The following is an 18,165-nucleotide window of genomic DNA, read 5'->3' on the forward strand; positions in this document are numbered from 1 at the left end:
TCATTTTGTTTCTGATTAATGTGTTATTATGGATTATACCAATTGGTATATTTATATGTAAAAAATATTTAGAGCGAGTCGATGTAGCGTTGTGCTACCTCCATGACACTTTTGCCATAGCTACGTTTGGCTGTTGTTCTGCTGATCATGATGGCTCCCTGTATCATTGACATTAATGTCAGTGCTACCTGTTCTGCATCGGTATCTGCAGCTATTTCACCATTTTTTATGCCCGTTTCAATCATTCTGACAGTTCTGTCTTTCCACGTCTCTAATGCATCCACTACTCTTGCTCTCAGTTCCGGATGGGTGTCATCAGCTTCTGTCGCTGTATTCAGCAGAGGACAACCGCCTGCAGGGTAAGATACCGGGCGTTCATCACCAAATATTCTGGTACGTACTTTCAGTTTCTCTTTGATTGTTGTTGCCTTTTCTTCTTCGGAACTGATGTATGTCCTGAGTTTGAGGAGATTGAAGTCAAAAGAAGCCACCGCCACTTCGTCCTTATTAGCGAAGTTACCATAGATACTACCCTTTGTGAGTCCGGTAGCCTCTGTCATGTCTGACAAGGAAGTACCGGCGAATCCTTTTGTATTAAAAATGGGAGCGGTCTTCTCTACAATAAACTGTCTTGTTTTTTCTGCCTTGCTCATAGTGTTTTGATTAAGACAATACAAAATTATACCAGTTGGTATTATTCACCAAATAAAATTAAAGGTAGTGGGTGTATTCAGCTGTAAGTGATTGATATTTAGTAAATAATGTTATGCATATTAACACCGTTAGCAATCGTTATCAGCTTCATTATAACCTTTGTCGATAGTTGACTATAACTTAATGTTATCCATAATCACTAATGGTGATTTCCTTTCCATGCCGGAAGAATGGACATTTGTGTCATCAAAACAAATAAAAGATCAGCAATATGAATACAATAGCACACAACGAAAACGTCGCACAGGAAAGTATCAATCATACTGTAAGGAAGCATTTTCTGGACAGGAGTATCACGACGCGTGAAGTGATTTTTGTACTGGCACTGGCATTATGTATGACGCCCTGGGTATCTGCACCACTGGCATTGCTGGGAGGGCTCATCATTGCACAATTTATCGGTCATCCTTCCTGCATCTGAATCATAAGGCGACACATGTATTGTTGCAGATTTCTGTTGTCGGACTGGGTTTCGGGATGAACGTACACAGTGCCGTGAAAGCAGGAAGTGAAGGGTTTATATTTACCATTGCGTCTATTACAGGTACCTTACTGATCGGGTATATAACCGGGAAAGTATTAAAAATAGATACAAAAACGTCTCATCTGATCTCCTGTGGAACTGCCATCTGTGGCGGTAGTGCGATTGCCGCTGTTTCTCCGGTGATCAAGGCAGAAGAGAAACAACTCTCTGTTGCATTGGGAACCGTGTTTATCCTGAATTCAGCGGCATTGTTCCTGTTCCCTTTTGTCGGACATCTCTTACATCTTTCACAGAACCAGTTCGGATTATGGAGTGCCATTGCCATTCATGATACCAGTTCTGTCGTAGGAGCCGCCGGCAAGTATGGTCCGCAGGCGCTGGAAGTCGCTACAACTGTTAAGCTGGCCCGTGCACTGTGGATCATTCCTGTAACCCTGCTGACTGCTATCTGTTTTAAAACAGGTAAGCAAAAAATGAAGATCCCTTATTTCATCGGATTATTTATACTGGCCATGCTGGCACATACTTATTTCCCGATGGAAGCTACGAGCGAGGTGATTGTCCGCGTAGCTAAAACAGGGCTTACTATTACTTTATTTCTGATCGGGGCAGGCCTCTCCCGTGATGTACTGAAAGGCGTAGGTATAAAACCACTGATACAGGGTGTGTTCCTCTGGGTACTGATCTCCGGTGCTGCTTTGTGGGCGGTGTTGACACTTGCCGCTTAGATAGTATTAATATAAAAAACGCTTTCACTACATAAAGTGAAAGCGTTTTTTTATTGGTGAAGTATTATCATTACTGCAATGAACGAGCCCATTGCAACGCCTCCTGCATGACTGTATCTTCCTGTTGGAGATATGCATCAACAGATGCCTGTACCGGTTTGTTGGGCAGAATACCATGACCGGTTTGTTGTGGTTTACGAACATCCATTACATATTTAACCGTTGGAATCCATATACTGACTTTACTAAAGGGAAGTTTTGTCTCAATCAGTTGTCCGGAATGATTGCCCTCATAAGCACCACCGGTTTCTTCTCCGATAAATACAGCTCTGTCATTACTATACGCTACAGCACAAAATTCCGCGGCAGCGGAGAAAGTCTGTCCGCTTATCAGTACAGCTACCGGGTAGTCATAATGCAGGGCAACAGGATGTTGCAATCCCAGTCCGGGTCTGCCGGAAAGTTTCTTTTTGTCCTTCTCCTGATACAGATAATAGCGGAATGGCATTTTGGAAAGATAACTGTACAGCAATACGCCATAGGCGTCTCTTCCGCCACCATTATCGCGCAGATCAATGATTAGTCTTTTAATACCTGCTTTTTTCAGCTGCCGGAATGATTGTTCGAGAAAAGCAGGGTAATCAGGTTTTGCTTCCTGTAAGTCCGTATAAGCAAAAGTCCTGATCGTCAGTATACCGGTTTTATCATTGGTGATCGTAAAGGATAATAACGGGGACGTGATCAGGGGTGTTTTTAATGCATTGATAACGGATTCTTTGACTGCTGTCAGCGAGACTGTTTTGTTTGCCCGGAAGGATCTGCATAGGTCACTGTGAAGCCTCCGGAATAACCATAGGCGAGGTAGTAATAAAAATAAAAGATCTGATTCAATACCCCTGTTTTTTTGGTGGTATTGTAGCCATCGCTCATCAGATAGCCCCGCATTTTTTCCAGCATGACACCTGCCGGATGGGAGTTGACGCTGATTAAGCGGCTACCTGCAGGAATTGTGTTATCTACGCTGTTGGTGATGAAAATGCTGTCTGCCACAATATATGTCAGCAGAGGCAGATAACTATTATCAGAATGAATAAACTGATTGAAAGCCGGTGCTGCTCCGGTAGACAGATGTCCATCTCCGAGGGCACTCAGTAATACTTTAACGATACCATAAAATTGTCGCTCGTCGGTGTAGTCGTTAATCTCCTGATAACAGCTGTCAAGCAGGTCTGCCCATCTGTTTTCAGTTGTATAGGCATATATATCAGGATGTGTGGCGATCAGTTTACTTTTCAGTAGTTGCAGGTCTGCTTTCAGTGAATCCGCGCGTTGGGCGGATACTGAGCAAAAACAGCCATTCAGGATGATGATGGCCAACAGGGTTGTAATACGGGTGAACATGTACCCAAGGTAACATATTTCCCGTTAGCTATAGAACTGTTTGAAACGTGCTATTTCCTTGTCCAGTCTGGCTTGTGTGCTTTTGTTGAACGGAGTGATGGGATAGAGGTCTATGACAATATCCTTCTTTTTGAATGTTCGTTTCCAGGTACCGGCGATCTGTCCTTTGACAAGGATGATGTTGCTGAAGAGGGGATTGCCATCCCGGTTGAGTGCAGAAGCGCTGTCTCCGTTGTGAATGACTTCTCTGTCTTTATAAGCGACAAGATATTCATCATAGTTAGGGATGAGTAATACGTCATTAGCGGAGGGTTGCGCTTCGGCAGGATGCGTCGGACCGTAATAGGTCAGTTCACCGAAAGTAGCTGTATGCAGTTGATCCTGCACCAGTTGCAATCCTTCACGGGCGGCTGTAACGGGCAATCCGCTCCACCCACTAAAGTCTTTCAGTGTTGCTGGTCCGTGGCTGTTGAAATACCGGAGTGCCAATGCAGCCAGTGCTTCCTGCCGGGTTTTGCCGGCTGCGGGAGGTACGCGTTCCTCAAACAGTGCATACGTGATCTGTTTGTCCCGTTTGCCACCGTTACAGATGATCATATCCAGTTCTGCCTGTATCAGGAGAAAGTTCATACGGAGGTCGTTGGTGGCAATTTTTGCTTTTTGTAATTCGGCAGCAAGCTCCGTACGGATCAATTGTTTGCCGTTTTTAAGCACCTTTTCGAAGACTTTATTGCTTTTCTTGTAGATGGTATCATTCAGCTCCAGTTTACGGTTGTAGGAGCCCATTAATTGCCTGATATAGGGGCTGCTCAGTTCCAGCATCCAGCGTACGTCGCCGGGATGTACGAGGTGCCATGTGGGGCGTAGTACATGGGTACGTACCAGTTGACCATCAGCAATACATTGTTCTATTTCCTGCTGACTGGCATGGGGGAGGCGCATGCCGACCGCCCATTTGGACATTTCATAGTCCTGTGCCTGAATGGCGCCACACCAGTGTACCAGTTCCGGGGCATTTTTAAAAGCGGGTATAGCAAGTTGTTGATTAGTAAGGCGTTGCTGCAGGAGTTGTTTTGCTGTCATCTGATTTCTTTTGGTTCCGTGGACAAAGGAAAGATACGAAGATGACAACAGTATGTCAGCAGGTATAGATAAATGTTCGTCAGAATAAAACTGAAAAGCAGGGTAGAAGGCTATTACAGCGTTATTACACCATCATTTCTCCGTTTATGAACGAAGAAATGACGGCGTAATAGCGATGTAATATGGATATATATCGAAGAAAGCGCTTTTATCTTAGCAATCTCCGTCTGGTCCGCAGGTTTGACCTTCTATAATCTCAAGACCAGCTGGTTGTGTGCTTTTCCATTCACCGACTGATTTACTCAGTACTTCGAGGAAGGTTTCGGATGCCTGTGCACCGGAAACACCGTATTTCCGGTCAAAAACGAAGAAAGGAACCCCTCTGATACCTAAAGCTTCTGCTTCATCGATATCATGACGTACTTCTTTTGTAAATGCCTGACTACCAACCAGCTCTTTTAATACATCTTCTGCCAGTCCGATTTCTTTACCGAGGGCCACTAAAGTATCCGGATTACTGAAATCCTTTCCTTCTGTGAAATAAGCTTTGAACAGTCTTTCTTCGGCAGCATCACCCAGCTGGTGTTTCTTCGCAAGTTGTATCAGTCGGTGTGCGTCAAAGGAATTGGCCACAACAGCCTGTTCCATATTGTAGGTCAGTCCCAGAGTGGCCGCTAATCCGGTTACCTGATTATTCATCTGCTCTGCCTGTTCGTAAGGAATTCCCTTTCTTTTGGAGAGGTAGGTATACAGGTTATCACCATGTCCTGATTCTATGGTTGGGTCCAGCTGGAAACTGTGCCATTCTATTTCTACAGATCCGGCGTCAGGGAATTGCTCCATAGCGGCTTCAAACCGGCGTTTGCCGATGTAGCACCAGGGACACATAATATCTGACCAGATCTCTACTTTCATTTTATTCGCTGTGCTCATAGTATCGTTTTCTTTTGTAAAGTTCCTAAACATACTTTACTTTTGAAAGTGGTATCCCGATGGAAAGTACTTTCATCGGGGAAACTATAGGGAAGTATTATGAACAGGAAAACACAGACATCAGAGAAGTCTGAAGCTTGTACGGAGCATCTCCGTGCCATCCACGATACCATGGACGTGCTGAACGGGAAATGGAAGATCGCTATTATCGGTTCTTTACGTTTTGGAAAACGCCGCTTTATGGAACTACAGCGCGAAGTAGAGGGAGTGGGCTCCAAAATGCTCTCCAAGGAGTTACGGGAGCTGGAAATGAATGAACTGGTAAGAAGAACGGTGTACGACACCAAACCGGTCACGGTAGAGTACGAACTGACGGATTACGGTAAAACACTGGAAAGCATCATCGACGAAATGGCTAAATGGGGGCATTCTCACCGTAAAAGGATTATGCATCCCGTAAATCAATTAGACCTACAGGATGCACTAAGCCATCTTTAACCTTCAACCTAAAACTGAAACTTTCTTTACGAAGCGATCGGAATAAGCTTTCTCCAGCGCCTCCCGGTGATCTGGGTGAGCAATCTCTATCAGTGCTTTTGCACGCTGTTTAAGACTTTTCCCAAACAGATTGGTTCTGCCGTATTCGGTGATCACCCAATGCATATGGCCACGGGTGGTGACTACACCTGCACCTTCTTTCAGGAAGGGGGTAATGCGGGAGATACCTTTACTGGTTACGGACGGCAGGGCGATGATCGGTTTACCACCTTCTGAGAGGGAAGCACCACGCATAAAGTCCATTTGTCCGCCGATACCGGAATACTGATAAGTCCCGATAGAGTCCGCACATACCTGACCGGTCAGGTCTATTTCGATCGCACTATTTATAGCCGTCACTTTAGGATTCTGACGGATAATGCTCGTATCATTCACATAACTGATATCCATTACTCTCAGTGCAGGATTATCATTGACGAAGTCGTATAATTTTCGTGTACCCGCCATGAATGCGGTCACTGATCTGCCTCTGTTCAGTTTCTTCAGACTATTATTGATCACCCCACTTTCAATCAGAGGGATCACACCATCTGATAACATTTCTGTATGCAGACCGAGGTTTTTGTGTTGTGTCAGGTTCTTCAGCACCTGATCGGGAATATTGCCGATGCCTAATTGGAGTGTAGCGCCATCTTCTACCAGTTCTGCGATATTACGGCCTATCTGTTCTGTTACGGCGGTGGCCTGCTGAGAATAATCTACTTCCGGCAGGGCGGCTTTCTGCCATACAGCGGCGTGAAACCGGGAGAAATGTACGAAGGCTTCGCCGTGTGTACGCGGCATCATGGGATTGACCTGCGCGATCACGTATTTAGCGACATCAATCGCTGCCCGGGCAATATCCACAGAAGTACCGAGAGAACAGTATCCATGCGCATCGGGAGGGGATACCTGTACGATTGCGACATCCGGTGGTAAGATATTATTCCTGAAAAGCTGTGGTATCTGACTGAGAAAGATAGGTACATAATCACCGTCGTCACTATTTACAACGGAGCGGTTGGCGGCGGAAACAAACAATGAATTGACATAAAAGCTTTTACGGTATAATGGGTTGTCAAAGTCAACGTCTCCCAATGTGGTGATGCTGACCAGTTCTACATCTCTGAGGTCGGCGTGTCTGTTTTGCAATGCCCTGAGCAGGTGAACCGGGGTAGCCGCGCTACCATGAATAAAGACACGATTACCAGACTCAACGCACTTTACGGCTTCCGCCGCTGTGATATATGATATGTCAGACATAGTATTGTATTTTAAGAACGATGTCCCAAAATTATGCCTGCCTGCCATAATAAAACATGACAAAGATTAGCCGGAAAGATGATATATGTTAGAATGCGAGTTGTCCCTGTACGTATTGTATCTGAGGAACAATGACCTGCGGAATAGCGCTGATATGGTATACCGCCGTTTCAACATCGCGGGAAGCGACGATGACTTCCGTTCTGCCTGCATGCGGACGGAAGAGATCCAGTACCAGTTCTGGTTTATTATTATCTCTGGAAAGATGAGATAATAACAGATGGGTCATATAAGAAGGCTTATGTGCTTTGAAGACTTCCAGTGCCTGCGTGTTGGAAAGATGGCCTTTTCCACCACGGATACGCTTCTTCAGGAAAAACGGATAACGTCCCTGCTCCAGCATTGTTTCGTCATAGTTGGCTTCCAGAAATGCGGCATGACATTGCTGGAAGTGTCTGATCAGATTGTTACAGGGCACACCGATATCTGTAAATACACCGATACGTATCTCATCTGCTGTGATCATAAAGCTATGTGGCTCTATGGCATCATGCGCTTTGGAGAAGGCGTGTACAGTGAGGGCACCGATAATAACAGGGGTGGCTTCGTCAAAGACCTTTACGTTATCCGCGTGTAGTTGCAGACCACCATGCAGCATGGTTTTCTCGGTGATGTACACCGGAAGATTATATTTTTTAGATAATACTTCGAGTCCGCGGATATGATCAGAATGTTCGTGCGAAATAAAGATGGCTTTTACTATGTCCATCTTCAATCCCAGCCTTTTCATCCGTCTTTCCGTTTCCCGGCAGGAGATACCCGCATCTATCAGCACCGCCTCTGTGGCGTTCCCGATATAATAACAGTTTCCGTTGCTGCCGGAATTGAGTGACGTAATTTGCAGTGACATAGCACCGCAAGTTTACTAAAAATTTTAGTCATTTGACAATCCATTCATGGATACCCGATGCATTTTCTGCAGGAAGCTGTATTTCCAGCTTCAGGGCGCTTGTTTTCACGGGTTCAAACTGCACACTGTCATATTTGTCTTTCTGAACGGTATAAGGCGTTGTATTCTTTACAGGGATCCATTGATCCCCCTGTTTATACAGTATTCTCCACGAGGCCGGTATGCGGCAGTCTCCGAAAGGGCTGTCATCATACCAATAGACTTCCGAGCCGGATACGGTGTATTCCTGATCAAAATCATACTGTACCCACTCCAGTGTATTATGTTTTGGCCACCAGTGCAGATACATAGAATTGTGATCCTGCGAATTCAGGGGCTGGTATTGGTCGTTTAATGCGAGGTACATCCTTTTATTGGTTGTGGAGGCACTTACTTTGCTTTTGGAGGCAATGGTCGGAGCGGGTTTGGGTCTGGCGGCAGATGCTTCATAAGGAATCCAGACGGTCATTTCTGAAGGTCCCCGGTTGGCCCATGTATAATAGGGGATGGCGGTGACCATCTGTGTGGTACTGATCAGTTGATCTGTATTCAGTTGTCTGGCGGCGGAAGTCCCCTGCATTTCCAGTACGGTGATGCCATTCAGCATATCGGGTTTATAAATAGCCGTAACGGCAGCATTTTTATCTACTACAATATTCTGTACAACGGCGTCTTTATTATCAGGGCCTTCAAGACAGTACATGACTGGTCCGCGTTGTAATGCAAAGCGGTCTTTATCACTGGCAACGGCTGTATTGGCCAGTACTTTCTGTACCTGCAGCGGGAATTCAAAACTGATCTTGTCACCAGCTTTCCAGCTGCGTTGCAGTACGGCGTAGCCTTTTTCTGTTTTGTAGCTAAGCGGTTTTCCATTCAGGGTAATGACCAGCGGTTTTTGTGCGCTGCTGTCTGCATCGAAATAAAGGTTACCGGGAACGGGTTTGTTATCGGCCCATTCAGGTATGCGGATATGCAGTGCAAAAGATGCTGCTTTAGCAGGATTGACCGTGATCGCCACTTTACCATCCCATGGGTAGTTTGTTTGCTGTATCAGCTGCACTTTTCCTGTTGGAAGTGTAATATTGGCGGTATTGCCCACAAAGAGGTTTACATACAGCTCATTTTTATTCTGCGCATAAATATACCCCGGCATAGACGGCAGGAAGCGGGTCATATTGGAGATGCAACAGGCACATCCGAACCACGCGCTACGCTGATGCTGGCCCATTGACATGAGCGGATTAGGGTAGAAGAACCGGTCTCCGCTGAGTGATACACCGGAGAGTAAACCGTTGTACAGCGTACGTTCCAGAATGTCGATGTATTTGGCGTCGCCATGGAGGAGGAACATTCTGCTGTTCCAATATACATTTGCGATAGCTGCACAGGTTTCTGCATAGGCGGACATATTTGGCAGGTCGTAAGGTTTGCCAAATGCTTCCCCATTACCTGTAGCGCCGATACCTCCCGTGATGTAGAGTTTCTTTTCTACGACATCGTGCCAGATATCATCGATCGCATGAAGGTATTGCTGATCGCCGGTCAGAGCGGCTACATCCGCCATACCGGTGTACATGTAGGTAGCTCTTACGGCATGTCCGACAGCTTCGTGCTGGTCCACTACTTTTTTGTATGACTGATTATATTCACCGCTGTATTTTTTGCCGGGGCCACGTACATCGAGGAAGAACTTTGCGAGGTCGAGGTAGGATTTATTACCGGTGACGCGGTACATTTTGGTCAGCCCTGTTTCAACGATCTGGTGACCGGGGAATCTTTCTTCTTTGCCAAAACCAAAAGTCTGTACCAGCAAGTCTGCATTTTTTATTGCGATATCCAGCAGGTTCCGTTTACCGGTAGCCTGATAGTGGGCAACGGCGGCTTCAAAGAGGTGGCCGGAGTTATATAGTTCATGACTGAGATCTTCTTCCTCCTCCCATCTGCGGGCGCCTATCCATGCGTGTGGCCGGGAGGAATTGACGGTTCGGAAGGTATAGAGATAGCCATCTTTCTCCTGTGCGGCGCCGATGATCGTAATGAGGGTGTCAAGGTACTTTTCCAGAGCAGGATCTTTTTTCATCTGCAGACTGTACGACGCACCTTCTATTACTTTATAGACGTCTGTGTCGTCAAAAGTATATTCTGTCATCTTATCACGGGGTAGTGTATGTGCGGCACGTTTAAAATTATCTATTCTGCCTGTTTGCCGACATTGCTGCAATGTATAGGGGATGGTGATATCAGCGTTTACTCTTATTTTTGGCGCCCAGAAATTATCTGTAACCTGTACCTGCGTAAAAGCTACCGGCTGGATGGGATAGTCTTTTTTCAGCTGCCCCTGTACCAGCAAACTGATGCCAGTCAGTGGAAGTATAATTGCGAATAATTTCATACAAAGAGAATGATTTTGGCAATGGCTAAAGTTATAGATTGCCGGGAGATTCTATTTTAAATATATTAATCATACTTAATCGGATTTTATCTGAAATTTGCACCTCATCAGACTGGACGGGGAGAACCGTCAGCTGAAGGAAGAACTTGAAAAATTGAAATCACCGAAGGGATGAATGTAAGCGGTCATCGTTATTTTGCTATTAATAAACCTTACAATATGGTTTCCCAGTTTATCAGTCCGGATAAGGTCCGGTTACTGGGAGATCTTGATTTTGACTTTCCCGAAGGCACACATGCTGTGGGCCGGCTGGATAACAATTCGGAAGGATTACTCCTGCTGACCACCAATAAGAAAGTGACCCGCCTGCTTTTTGAAAGTGAGCAGCCTCATAAAAGGGCTTACCTCGTAATGGTGAAAAACATCGTGACGCAGGAGACGATCGAACAATTAAGAAAGGGAGTTACCATCCGGATCAAAGGAGGCGTGGACTGGGTAACTACACCTTGTGAGGCGGAAATCGTTGAGAAACCGGCTTATATCGCTCCACGGGAACATCACCCTGTAAAAGAATTTCTGCCACATTCGTGGTTACTGATTACCCTCACAGAAGGGAAATACCATCAGGTGCGTAAGATGACATCGGCTATTCATCATCATTGTGATCGTCTTATCCGCGTATCAATAGAAGACATGGAGCTGGGCGACCTGCCACCGGCGGCGTACGCGAAATAGAGGAAGAAACATTCTTCCGGCTGCTGAAAATAGAGAACTGGCAACCGGAAGCGTCAATATTACCGCAGGAATGAGCAATATGCCATTAGTTTGCCGTTAAGATTCTTGTTATTTTGCCTGCTTCCTTTATCATGCTTAAAGAATCTATTATGTTTAAACCATTCAGGCTTACGGGTGCCGTTGTATTCAGTGTATTGCTGGGTATGTCTGTTGCCCGTGCGCAGGAGGCGGACCCTGCACGTTATGCAATTGTCCCTTATCCTCAGCAGCTGGTACCCGCTACAGGCGACTTTGTCATTACTGCAAAGACCAGACTGGTATTACCATCCGACAAATCATTATTCAGCAAAGAAGCGGCTCAGTTACAGGTATTGATCAGACAGGGGCTGGGACAGTCACTGGGACTTGCTGCCAAAGCTGGTAACGGTACGATCGTGCTGAAACAGGACCAGCAACTGGCAGGGGAGGAAGATTATACGCTGGAAGTAACGCCACAGCAGGTCATCATTGCTGCGAAAACGCCCACAGGCATGTTCCGTGCAGTGCAGACCGTTCGTCAGTTAATGCCGGCTGCCATTGAAGGTGTTAAGAATGCAAAGCTGACTAAAATTGCGTTACCAGCAGTGAAGATCACAGACCATCCGGTGTACGGATGGCGTGGTATGCACCTTGATGTGTCCAGACATTTTTTCTCCGTAGATTATCTGAAGAAGTTCATCGACTTGCTGGCCTTGTACAAAATGAACAAGTTTCATATTCATCTGACCGATGATCAGGGCTGGCGTATTGAGATCAAAAAATATCCTTTACTGACAGAACAGGGTGCCTGGAGAGAATTTAACAATCAGGACTCGGTATGTATGGAGAAGGCAAAGACGAACCCGGATATGGCGATCGATACAACCCATATCATCCATAAGAATGGTAAAACCCTTTATGGTGGTTTCTATACACAGGCACAGATGAAAGAGGTGATTGCCTATGCAGCGGCACGTCACATCGATATGATCCCTGAGATTGATATGCCGGGCCATATGATGGCAGCTATTAAAGCCTATCCTTATCTGAGCTGCGAAGGTGGTTCTACATGGGGGGCCTTATTTACCACACCGATCTGTCCTTGTAATGAAAGACCTTTGAATTTGCAGAAAATGTTTATTCGGAGATCTTCGCTTTATTCCCTTCTGAATATGTACACCTCGTGCTGATGAGGTGGAAAAAAGCAGCTGGGCGAAGTCACCACTTTGCGAAGGTGTGATGAAAGCCAACAACCTGAAGAATGTTGAAGAACTGCAAAGCTATTTGTAAAAAGAATGGAGAAATTCTTCCATTCCAAAGGCAAAAAGCTGATCGGCTGGGATGAAATTCTGGAAGGTGGTATCAGTGAGACTGCCATCCTGATGTACTGGCGTAGCTGGGTGCCTGACGCACCTGTAAAGGCCGCGAAGAACGGTAACAAGGTGATTATGACACCTGGTAATCCGCTGTATTTTGATGGTATTCCTGATCGTAATTCTATCTCTAATGTATATCATTTCGATCCGTACCAAAAGGACTGACCGCAGATGAAGCCAATCATATCATAGGTGCGCAGGCGATACATGGACAGAATGGATCCCTTCCGAAAAACGTGCTGACTTTATGATTTTCCCGCGTATGACCGCATTGGCAGAAGTATTGTGGACGCATCGTCAGGACTATGACAATTATCTGCTTCGGCTGAATAAACAATACAAACGACTGGATCAGCTGAAAGTGCATTACCGTATGCCGGATCTGGATGGTTTTACAGATAACAACGTGCTGGTGGGTAAGACGGTATTAAAATTGCAAAAGCCGGCACCGGAGATCAGTATCCGTTATACGACAGACGGAACAGCGCCAACAGCGTCTTCTCCTGAATTACCGGAAGCATTCATCGTACCGGGTCCCGGCACTATCAAACTGGCGTCTTTCAGCCCTTCAGGCAGCAGTAGCGACATTTATACACTCAACTACCGTAAGCAGTCTTTTTTCCCTCCGGTGGCAGCAGAAGGTTTGCAGAGCGGATTACAGGTACAGTATTTTGGTAGCTCCTACAAGAGCGTTACCAAACTGCCTGATACCGCAGATAGTATCGTGAATGTCAACAATGCTGTTATTCCGGAAGGTATGGGTAAAGCGGTAAAGCCTTTGGTGCGAAACTGCTGGGTTACATCGAGGTGCCTGAAACAGCTGTTTATAGCTTTTTCCTGACAGCAGACGATGGTGCGAACCTCTATATTGAAGGAGATAAAGTAGTAGATAATGACGGCTGGCATGCACCTGTACAGAAAAGCGGACAGGTTGCTTTGCAGAAAGGACTGCATCCGTTTGAACTGAAGTTTGTTGAAGGCGGCGGCGGATATACACTTAAGCTGGAATACAGAGTGAATGGAGGTAAGATTCAGGCAGTGCCGGATAGTTGGTTTAAGAGAAAATAACGATCTGTATAATAGCAGAAGGCGGTCCCCTGTGGTGGACCGCCTTCTGCTATTATACAGATCGTTTATTTTCTCTTAAACCAACTATCCGGCACTGCCTGAATCTTACCTCCATTCACTCTGTATTCCAGCTTAAGTGTATATCCGCCGCCGCCTTCAACAAACTTCAGTTCAAACGGATGCAGTCCTTTCTGCAAAGCAACCTGTCCGCTTTTCTGACAGGTGCATGCCAGCCGTCATTATCTACTACTTTATCTCCTTCAATATAGAGTTCGCACCATCGTCTGCTGTCAGGAAAAAGCTATAAACAGCTGTTTCAGGCACCTCGATGTAACCCAGCATTTCGCACCAAAGGCTTTACCGCCTTTACCCATACCTTCCGGAATAACAGCATTGTTGACATTCACGATACTATCTGCGGTATCAGGCAGTTTGGTAACGCTCTTGTAGGAGCTACCAAAATACTGTACCTGTAATCCGCTCTGCAAACCTTCTGCTGCCACCGGAGGGAAAAAGACTGCTTACGTAGTTGAGTGTATAAATGTCGCTACTGCTGCCTGAAGGGCTGAAAGACGCCAGTTTGATAGTGCCGGGACCCGTACGATGAATGCTTCCGGTATTCAGGAGAAGACGCTGTTGGCGCTGTTCCGTCTGTCGTATAACGGATACTGATCTCCGGTGCCGGCTTTTGCAATTTTAATACCGTCTTACCCACCAGCACGTTGTTATCTGTAAAACCATCCAGATCCGGCATACGGTAATGCACTTTCAGCTGATCCAGTCGTTTGTATTGTTTATTCAGCCGAAGCAGATAATTGTCATAGTCCTGACGATGCGTCCACAATACTTCTGCCAATGCGGTCATACGCGGGAACATCATAAAGTCAGCACGTTTTTCGGAAGGGATCCATTCTGTCCATGTATTCGCCTGCGCACCTATGATATGATTGGCTTCATCTGCGGTCAGTCCTTTTGGTACCGGATCGAAATGATATACATTAGAGATAGAATTACGATCAGGAATACCATCAAAATACAGCGGATTACCAGGTGTCATAATCACCTTGTTACCGTTCTTCGCGGCCTTTACAGGTGCGTCAGGCACCCAGCTACGCCAGTACATCAGGATGGCAGTCTCACTGATACCACCTTCCAGAATTTCATCCCAGCCGATCAGCTTTTTGCCTTTGGAATGGAAGAATTTCTCCATTCTTTTACAAAATAGCTTTGCAGTTCTTCAACATTCTTCAGGTTGTTGGCTTTCATCACACCTTCGCAAAGTGGTGACTTCGCCCAGCTGCTTTTTTCCACCTCATCAGCACCGAGGTGTACATATTCAGAAGGGAATAAGCGAAGATCTCCGAATAAACATTTTCTGCAAATTCAAAGGTCTTCTCATTACAAGGACAGATCGGTGTGGTAAATAAGGCCCCCCATGTAGAACCACCTTCGCAGCTCAGATAAGGATAGGCTTTAATAGCTGCCATCATATGGCCCGGCATATCAATCTCAGGGATCATATCGATGTGACGTGCCGCTGCATAGGCAATCACCTCTTTCATCTGTGCCTGTGTATAGAAACCACCATAAAGGGTTTTACCATTCTTATGGATGATATGGTTGTATCGATCGCCATATCCGGGTTCGTCTTTGCCTTCTCCATACATACCGAGTCCTGATTGTTAAATTCTCTCCAGGCACCCTGTTCTGTCAGTAAAGGATATTTTTTGATCTCAATACGCCAGCCCTGATCATCGGTCAGATGAATATGAAACTTGTTCATTTTGTACAAGGCCAGCAAGTCGATGAACTTCTTCAGATAATCTACGGAGAAAAAATGTCTGGACACATCAAGGTGCATACCACGCCATCCGTACACCGGATGGTCTGTGATCTTCACTGCTGGTAACGCAATTTTAGTCAGCTTTGCATTCTTAACACCTTCAATGGCAGCCGGCATTAACTGACGAACGGTCTGCACTGCACGGAACATGCCTGTGGGCGTTTTCGCAGCAATGATGACCTGCTGTGGCGTTACTTCCAGCGTATAATCTTCCTCCCCTGCCAGTTGCTGGTCCTGTTTCAGCACGATCGTACCGTTACCAGCTTTGGCAGCAAGTCCCAGTGACTGTCCCAGCCCCTGTCTGATCAATACCTGTAACTGAGCCGCTTCTTTGCTGAATAATGATTTGTCGGATGGTAATACCAGTCTGGTCTTTGCAGTAATGACAAAGTCGCCTGTAGCGGGTACCAGCTGCTGAGGATAAGGGACAATTGCATAACGTGCAGGGTCCGCCTCCTGCGCACGGGCAACAGACATACCCAGCAATACACTGAATACAACGGCACCCGTAAGCCTGAATGGTTTAAACATAATAGATTCTTTAAGCATGATAAAGGAAGCAGGCAAATAACAAGAATCTTAACGGCAAACTAATGGCATATTGCTCATTCCTGCGGTAATATTGACGCTTCCGGTTGCCAGTTCTCTATTTTCAGCAGCCGGAAGAATGTTTCTTCCTCTATTTCGCGTACGCCGCCCGGTGGCAGGTCGCCCAGCTCCATGTCTTCTATTGATACGCGGATAAGACGATCACAATGATGAATAGCCGATGTCATCTTACGCACCTGATGGTATTTCCCTTCTGTGAGGGTAATCAGTAACCACGAATGTGGCAGAAATTCTTTTACAGGGTGATGTTCCCGTGGAGCGATATAAGCCGGTTTCTCAACGATTTCCGCCTCACAAGGTGTAGTTACCCAGTCCACGCCTCCTTTGATCCGGATGGTAACTCCCTTTCTTAATTGTTCGATCGTCTCCTGCGTCACGATGTTTTTCACCATTACGAGTAAGCCCTTTTATGAGGCTGCTCACTTTCAAAAAGCAGGCGGGTCACTTTCTTATTGGTGGTCAGCAGGAGTAATCCTTCCGAATTGTTATCCAGCCGGCCCACAGCATGTGTGCCTTCGGGAAAGTCAAAATCAAGATCTCCCAGTAACCGGACCTTATCCGGACTGATAAACTGGGAAACCATATTGTAAGTTTATTAATAGCAAAATAACGATGACCGCTTACATTCATCCCTTCGGTGATTTCAATTTTTCAAGTTCTTCCTTCAGCTGACGGTTCTCCCCGTCCAGTCTGATGAGGTGCAAATTTCAGATAAAATCCGATTAAGTATGATTAATATATTTAAATAGAATCTCCCGCAATCTATAACTTTAGCCATTGCCAAATCATTCTCTTTGTATGAAATTATTCGCAATTATACTTCCACTGACTGGCATCAGTTTGCTGGTACAGGGGCAGCTGAAAAAAGACTATCCCATCCAGCCGGTAGCTTTTACGCAGGTACAGTTACAGATAATTTCTGGGCGCCAAAATAAGAGTAAACGCTGATATCACCATCCCCTATACATTGCAGCAATGTCGGCAAACAGGCAGAATAGATAATTTTAAACGTGCCGCACATACACTACCCCGTGATAAGATGACAGAATATACTTTTGACGACACAGACGTCTATAAAGTAATAGAAGGTGCGTCGTACAGTCTGCAGATGAAAAAAGATCCTGCTCTGGAAAAGTACCTTGACACCCTCATTACGATCATCGGCGCCGCACAGGAGAAAGATGGCTATCTCTATACCTTCCGAACCGTCAATTCCTCCCGGCCACACGCATGGATAGGCGCCCGCAGATGGGAGGAGGAAGAAGATCTCAGTCATGAACTATATAACTCCGGCCACCTCTTTGAAGCCGCCGTTGCCCACTATCAGGCTACCGGTAAACGGAACCTGCTGGATATCGCAATAAAAAATGCAGACTTGCTGGTACAGACTTTTGGTTTTGGCAAAGAAGAAAGATTCCCCGGTCACCAGATCGTTGAAACAGGGCTGACCAAAATGTACCGCGTCACCGGTAATAAATCCTACCTCGACCTCGCAAAGTTCTTCCTCGTACGTGGCCCCGGCAAAAAACAGCGGTGAATATAATCATCATACAAAAAGTAGTGGACCAGCACGAAGCTGTCGACATGCCGTAAGAGCTACCTACATGTACACCGTATGGCGGATGTAGCCGCTCTGACCGGCGATCAGCAATACCTTCATGCGATCGATGATATCTGGCACGATGTCGTAGAAAAGAAACTCTACATCACGGGAGGTATCGGCGCTACAGGTAATGGGGAAGCATTTGGCAAACCTTACGACCTGCCAAATATGTCCGCCTATGCAGAAACCTGTGCAGCTATCGCAAATGTTATTGAACAGCAGAATGTTCCTCCTCCATGGCGACGCCAATACATCGACATTCTGGAACGTACGCTGTACAACGGTTTACTCTCCGTGTATCACTCAGCGGAGACCGGTTCTTCTACCCTAATCCGCTCATGTCATGGCATCAGCGTAGCGCGTGGTTCGGATGTGCCTGTTGCATCTCCAATATGACCCGCTTCCTGCCGTCTATGCCGGGGTATATTT

General features: G+C 46.0%; 21 protein-coding genes and 3 pseudogenes. 9 read left to right on the top strand and 15 right to left on the bottom strand.

Annotated features, from left to right (window positions below):
• Positions 1-68 precede the first annotated feature (68 nt).
• Complete coding sequence (locus tag FEF09_RS27875) at positions 69-653, bottom strand: TetR/AcrR family transcriptional regulator (RefSeq protein WP_146308131.1); 585 nt, start codon at positions 651-653, stop codon at positions 69-71.
• Positions 654-925: 272 nt separating this feature from the next.
• Here FEF09_RS27875 and FEF09_RS33910 point away from each other — a divergent pair, with 272 nt between their 5' ends.
• Both FEF09_RS33910 and FEF09_RS27880 read left to right on the top strand, forming a co-directional pair.
• A complete protein-coding gene (locus tag FEF09_RS33910) occupies positions 926-1,135 on the top strand; it encodes a hypothetical protein (protein WP_261387841.1) in 210 nt (69 codons plus the stop codon).
• A 20-nt stretch (positions 1,136-1,155) separates the two neighbouring features.
• The gene (locus tag FEF09_RS27880) at positions 1,156-1,926 is read left to right on the top strand and encodes a YeiH family protein (RefSeq protein ID WP_261387842.1); all 771 of its coding nucleotides are present in this window, start codon (positions 1,156-1,158) and stop codon (positions 1,924-1,926) included.
• Between the two features lie 70 nt (positions 1,927-1,996).
• Here FEF09_RS27880 and FEF09_RS27885 read toward each other — a convergent pair whose 3' ends face one another.
• The 4 genes from FEF09_RS27885 to FEF09_RS27900 form a co-directional block, all read right to left on the bottom strand.
• Positions 1,997-2,818: a S41 family peptidase gene (locus FEF09_RS27885; protein ID WP_146308132.1), complete on the bottom strand. Its 822-nt coding sequence runs from the start codon at positions 2,816-2,818 to the stop codon at positions 1,997-1,999.
• Complete coding sequence (locus FEF09_RS27890) at positions 2,713-3,327, bottom strand: hypothetical protein (protein ID WP_146308133.1); 615 nt, start codon at positions 3,325-3,327, stop codon at positions 2,713-2,715. Before FEF09_RS27890 ends, FEF09_RS27885 begins: the two co-directional genes overlap by 106 nt.
• Before the next feature lie 24 nt (positions 3,328-3,351).
• The gene (locus FEF09_RS27895) at positions 3,352-4,410 is read right to left on the bottom strand and encodes a winged helix DNA-binding domain-containing protein (RefSeq protein WP_146308134.1); all 1,059 of its coding nucleotides are present in this window, start codon (positions 4,408-4,410) and stop codon (positions 3,352-3,354) included.
• Between the two features lie 213 nt (positions 4,411-4,623).
• Positions 4,624-5,343 (bottom strand): DsbA family oxidoreductase, encoded by a 720-nt coding sequence (locus FEF09_RS27900; RefSeq protein ID WP_261387843.1) that lies wholly within the window; start codon positions 5,341-5,343, stop codon positions 4,624-4,626.
• Positions 5,344-5,442: 99 nt separating this feature from the next.
• Here FEF09_RS27900 and FEF09_RS27905 point away from each other — a divergent pair, with 99 nt between their 5' ends.
• Positions 5,443-5,841: a winged helix-turn-helix transcriptional regulator gene (locus tag FEF09_RS27905; RefSeq protein ID WP_089804659.1), complete on the top strand. Its 399-nt coding sequence runs from the start codon at positions 5,443-5,445 to the stop codon at positions 5,839-5,841.
• A gap of 3 nt (positions 5,842-5,844) precedes the next feature.
• On the opposite strand, the gene FEF09_RS27910 is transcribed toward FEF09_RS27905, so the two are convergent.
• The 3 genes from FEF09_RS27910 to FEF09_RS27920 form a co-directional block, all read right to left on the bottom strand.
• Positions 5,845-7,143 (bottom strand): acetyl-CoA hydrolase/transferase family protein, encoded by a 1,299-nt coding sequence (locus FEF09_RS27910; RefSeq protein ID WP_146308135.1) that lies wholly within the window; start codon positions 7,141-7,143, stop codon positions 5,845-5,847.
• A gap of 88 nt (positions 7,144-7,231) precedes the next feature.
• Complete coding sequence (locus FEF09_RS27915) at positions 7,232-8,053, bottom strand: MBL fold metallo-hydrolase (protein WP_146308136.1); 822 nt, start codon at positions 8,051-8,053, stop codon at positions 7,232-7,234.
• A 28-nt stretch (positions 8,054-8,081) separates the two neighbouring features.
• Positions 8,082-10,484 carry a beta-L-arabinofuranosidase domain-containing protein gene (locus tag FEF09_RS27920; protein WP_146308137.1) on the bottom strand — a complete coding sequence of 801 codons (2,403 nt, stop codon included), beginning with the start codon at positions 10,482-10,484 and terminating at the stop codon, positions 8,082-8,084.
• A 171-nt stretch (positions 10,485-10,655) separates the two neighbouring features.
• On the opposite strand from FEF09_RS27920, the gene FEF09_RS27925 reads away from it, so the two are divergent.
• The 5 genes and pseudogenes from FEF09_RS27925 to FEF09_RS32170 all read left to right on the top strand — a co-directional run bounded on the left by FEF09_RS27925 (position 10,656) and on the right by FEF09_RS32170 (position 13,681).
• The gene (locus FEF09_RS27925; RefSeq protein WP_261387844.1) at positions 10,656-11,219 is read left to right on the top strand and encodes a pseudouridine synthase; all 564 of its coding nucleotides are present in this window, start codon (positions 10,656-10,658) and stop codon (positions 11,217-11,219) included.
• 149 nt (positions 11,220-11,368) lie between these two features.
• Positions 11,369-12,427, top strand: coding sequence for a beta-N-acetylhexosaminidase (locus FEF09_RS32150; RefSeq protein ID WP_222597208.1), 1,059 nt, complete (start codon positions 11,369-11,371; stop codon positions 12,425-12,427).
• A gap of 49 nt (positions 12,428-12,476) precedes the next feature.
• Positions 12,477-12,778: pseudogene (locus FEF09_RS32160) on the top strand (family 20 glycosylhydrolase).
• Between the two features lie 55 nt (positions 12,779-12,833).
• Positions 12,834-13,454: a chitobiase/beta-hexosaminidase C-terminal domain-containing protein gene (locus tag FEF09_RS32165; protein WP_261387851.1), complete on the top strand. Its 621-nt coding sequence runs from the start codon at positions 12,834-12,836 to the stop codon at positions 13,452-13,454.
• The gene (locus tag FEF09_RS32170; RefSeq protein WP_222597212.1) at positions 13,421-13,681 is read left to right on the top strand and encodes a PA14 domain-containing protein; all 261 of its coding nucleotides are present in this window, start codon (positions 13,421-13,423) and stop codon (positions 13,679-13,681) included. Before FEF09_RS32165 ends, FEF09_RS32170 begins: the two co-directional genes overlap by 34 nt.
• A 65-nt stretch (positions 13,682-13,746) precedes the next feature.
• On the opposite strand, the gene FEF09_RS33915 is transcribed toward FEF09_RS32170, so the two are convergent.
• The 7 genes and pseudogenes from FEF09_RS33915 to FEF09_RS33930 all read right to left on the bottom strand — a co-directional run bounded on the left by FEF09_RS33915 (position 13,747) and on the right by FEF09_RS33930 (position 16,716).
• Positions 13,747-13,878, bottom strand: a complete 132-nt coding sequence (locus FEF09_RS33915) for a hypothetical protein (protein WP_261387845.1) — start codon at positions 13,876-13,878, stop codon at positions 13,747-13,749.
• Between the two features lie 93 nt (positions 13,879-13,971).
• Positions 13,972-14,184 carry a hypothetical protein gene (locus FEF09_RS32175; protein WP_222597213.1) on the bottom strand — a complete coding sequence of 71 codons (213 nt, stop codon included), beginning with the start codon at positions 14,182-14,184 and terminating at the stop codon, positions 13,972-13,974.
• 44 nt (positions 14,185-14,228) lie between these two features.
• Complete coding sequence (locus tag FEF09_RS35105) at positions 14,229-14,561, bottom strand: chitobiase/beta-hexosaminidase C-terminal domain-containing protein (protein WP_409994893.1); 333 nt, start codon at positions 14,559-14,561, stop codon at positions 14,229-14,231.
• Between the two features lie 12 nt (positions 14,562-14,573).
• A pseudogene (locus FEF09_RS35110) lies at positions 14,574-15,348 on the bottom strand (family 20 glycosylhydrolase); the annotation flags it as partial.
• Positions 15,240-16,055 carry a family 20 glycosylhydrolase gene (locus FEF09_RS32190; RefSeq protein WP_222597216.1) on the bottom strand — a complete coding sequence of 272 codons (816 nt, stop codon included), beginning with the start codon at positions 16,053-16,055 and terminating at the stop codon, positions 15,240-15,242. The pseudogene FEF09_RS35110 and the gene FEF09_RS32190, both read right to left, overlap by 109 nt.
• A 74-nt stretch (positions 16,056-16,129) precedes the next feature.
• On the bottom strand, positions 16,130-16,525 hold the full coding sequence (locus tag FEF09_RS33925; protein WP_261387848.1) for a hypothetical protein: 396 nt from the start codon (positions 16,523-16,525) through the stop codon (positions 16,130-16,132).
• Positions 16,525-16,716, bottom strand: coding sequence for a hypothetical protein (locus FEF09_RS33930; RefSeq protein ID WP_261387849.1), 192 nt, complete (start codon positions 16,714-16,716; stop codon positions 16,525-16,527). Before FEF09_RS33930 ends, FEF09_RS33925 begins: the two co-directional genes overlap by 1 nt.
• Before the next feature lie 384 nt (positions 16,717-17,100).
• Between FEF09_RS33930 and FEF09_RS33935 the strand changes: the two are divergent.
• Positions 17,101-18,165: pseudogene (locus FEF09_RS33935) on the top strand (glycoside hydrolase family 127 protein); the annotation flags it as partial.

Source organism: Chitinophaga pinensis, from assembly GCF_007896845.1.
Taxonomy (GTDB): Bacteria; Bacteroidota; Bacteroidia; order Chitinophagales; family Chitinophagaceae; genus Chitinophaga; species Chitinophaga pinensis_C.

Bases quoted from the DNA above. Each gene is read 5' to 3' on its own strand.
- FEF09_RS27875 (WP_146308131.1), bottom strand. From the start codon at position 653: ATGAGCAAGGCAGAAAAAACAAGACAGTTTATTGTAGAGAAGACCGCT.
- FEF09_RS33910 (WP_261387841.1), top strand. From the start codon at position 926: ATGAATACAATAGCACACAACGAAAACGTCGCACAGGAAAGTATCAAT.
- FEF09_RS27890 (WP_146308133.1), bottom strand. From the start codon at position 3,327: ATGTTCACCCGTATTACAACCCTGTTGGCCATCATCATCCTGAATGGC.
- FEF09_RS27895 (WP_146308134.1), bottom strand. From the start codon at position 4,410: ATGACAGCAAAACAACTCCTGCAGCAACGCCTTACTAATCAACAACTT.
- FEF09_RS27900 (WP_261387843.1), bottom strand. From the start codon at position 5,343: ATGAGCACAGCGAATAAAATGAAAGTAGAGATCTGGTCAGATATTATG.
- FEF09_RS27905 (WP_089804659.1), top strand. From the start codon at position 5,443: ATGAACAGGAAAACACAGACATCAGAGAAGTCTGAAGCTTGTACGGAG.
- FEF09_RS27910 (WP_146308135.1), bottom strand. From the start codon at position 7,143: ATGTCTGACATATCATATATCACAGCGGCGGAAGCCGTAAAGTGCGTT.
- FEF09_RS27915 (WP_146308136.1), bottom strand. From the start codon at position 8,053: ATGTCACTGCAAATTACGTCACTCAATTCCGGCAGCAACGGAAACTGT.
- FEF09_RS27920 (WP_146308137.1), bottom strand. From the start codon at position 10,484: ATGAAATTATTCGCAATTATACTTCCACTGACTGGCATCAGTTTGCTG.
- FEF09_RS27925 (WP_261387844.1), top strand. From the start codon at position 10,656: ATGAATGTAAGCGGTCATCGTTATTTTGCTATTAATAAACCTTACAAT.
- FEF09_RS32150 (WP_222597208.1), top strand. From the start codon at position 11,369: ATGTTTAAACCATTCAGGCTTACGGGTGCCGTTGTATTCAGTGTATTG.
- FEF09_RS35105 (WP_409994893.1), bottom strand. From the start codon at position 14,561: ATGATGTTCCCGCGTATGACCGCATTGGCAGAAGTATTGTGGACGCAT.
- FEF09_RS32190 (WP_222597216.1), bottom strand. From the start codon at position 16,055: ATGTTTAAACCATTCAGGCTTACGGGTGCCGTTGTATTCAGTGTATTG.
- FEF09_RS33925 (WP_261387848.1), bottom strand. From the start codon at position 16,525: ATGGTGAAAAACATCGTGACGCAGGAGACGATCGAACAATTAAGAAAG.
- FEF09_RS33930 (WP_261387849.1), bottom strand. From the start codon at position 16,716: ATGGTTTCCCAGTTTATCAGTCCGGATAAGGTCCGGTTACTGGGAGAT.